Here is a 1,622-nt window from a genome sequence, read left to right as displayed (position 1 = left end):
CTGCTCAGACTCGGTCTTCTTCGCCTGTGCGCCCTGTACCATCTCGATGATGCGCGAGAGCGTCGAATCGCCAGCGGTCGAGGTGACCTCTACCTCGAGGTACCCCTCTTCGTTGATCGCGCCGGCGTAGACCTCGTCGCCGGCAGTCTTGTCGACGGGGACGCTCTCGCCCGTGATCGGCGACTGGTCGACTGCACTCTCGCCGTCGATGACCGTTCCGTCGAGCGGAATCTTGTCGCCGGGGCGGACGACGACGGTCTCGCCAACGTCGACCTCCTCGGCGGGAACGGTCACTTCCTCACCATCGCGAAGGGCGGTCGCCTCGTCGGGCGAGAGTTCCATCAGCTCGCGCAGGGAGTCCCGTGCCCTGTCCATCGCGTAGTCCTCGAGCAGCTCGGCGATGCTGAACAGGACGGCCAGCGTAGCGGCCTCGACGAAGTAGCCGATACCGGTCGCCGCGATGATCGCCGTCCCCATCAGCAGGTCGATGTCGAGGCTTCGGTTCTTCGCGGAGTAGTACCCGCTACGGACGACCGGGATGCCACTGGCGGCGACGGCGCCGAGGAACAGGACATCTGCGATGTGGAGCGGGTACTCGAGGACGCTCGCCACCGTGACGTTCTGTCCGGTGAGGAGGAACTCGAAGAGGAGGCCGAGCGTGACGAACGCCGCGCCGAGCCACGTCTTCTTCGCGCGAGGACTCGTCCAGACCTCCGATGGTGGCGCGATGTCGACGCCATCGGTCGCCTGGTTGTCCTCATCCTCGCCCTCGGCGTCCGAGCCTCCGACGACCTCGTAGCCGGCGCCTTCAATCGCCTTGACTACGTCGGCTTCGCTGGTCCGATCAGGGTCGTACGTGACGTTGGCCGTGCCGGTGGTCGGCTGGAGCGTGGCGTCAGTAATGCCGTCGACACGCTGGAGGCTCTTGTCCACCTTTTGGGCGCAAGAGGGACAGTCCATCTCGGGAACGGCGAGGCGGGCGGTCAACTCACGTCGCTGTCCGCCGCCGCTCGTTCCTCCTGCTGCGTCCGGATTCTCTGTCATCACGTCACGGTAGGAGTGGGAGTTCGATATGTCTTTGTTGGAATATTCCAACTGCGGCCCTCAGTACGATGCCAGCTGTTCTTCCGTGACCCGCTCGCCGGCGACATGTTGCTTCGCCAAATGTTCTTCCGCCCGACGGAGTCGGTAGGTGAGTGTTGACCGCGGCACGTCGAGATGCTCGGCGAGCTTGCCGACGTCAACCTCGCGGGGCGACTCGTAATAGCCGTGTTCGACGGCGGCCTGGAGAGCAGCCTCTTGGGCTGGAGGCAATCCACTCGGTGTTCCGTCGCTTCCCCTAGCTGATGTTGTGTCCGCTGTGCGGAGCATCTCCATCTGGGCGCACTCCCCGACGGCGACTTTGAGAGCGTCGAAGAACGCCGCCACGTCGCCATCGCCGGAGTGGATGAGTCGCCACGTGTAGTGGCGGCCCTCGTGACGAGTCTCGAACAGCACGCCGTCGCCGAGGTGGTCGCGAGCGATGTGGGGGACTGAGGCGCAGGTCGGAGTGCGCTCCCAATCTGAGTAGAGGATGAGCGCGTCGTCCGTGCGGTCGAGGACGCGGGTGGTCTGTGTGGCGC

At 65.1% G+C, this 1,622-nt stretch carries 2 protein-coding genes; both read right to left on the bottom strand.

Features of this window, described 5'->3' with window-relative positions:
* Positions 1-1,044, bottom strand: a 1,044-nt coding sequence (locus AN233_RS11185) for a heavy metal translocating P-type ATPase (RefSeq protein ID WP_176696680.1), incomplete at its 3' end; no start/stop codon positions are given.
* A 60-nt stretch (positions 1,045-1,104) separates the two neighbouring features.
* Positions 1,105-1,622, bottom strand: a 518-nt coding sequence (locus tag AN233_RS11180; protein ID WP_058366868.1) for a helix-turn-helix domain-containing protein, incomplete at its 5' end; no start/stop codon positions are given.

The sequence above is a fragment of the Haloparvum sedimenti genome, assembly GCF_001462205.1.
Lineage (GTDB): Archaea > Halobacteriota > Halobacteria > Halobacteriales > Haloferacaceae > Haloparvum > Haloparvum sedimenti.
This window is presented reverse-complemented; position numbering and strand designations above follow the sequence as displayed.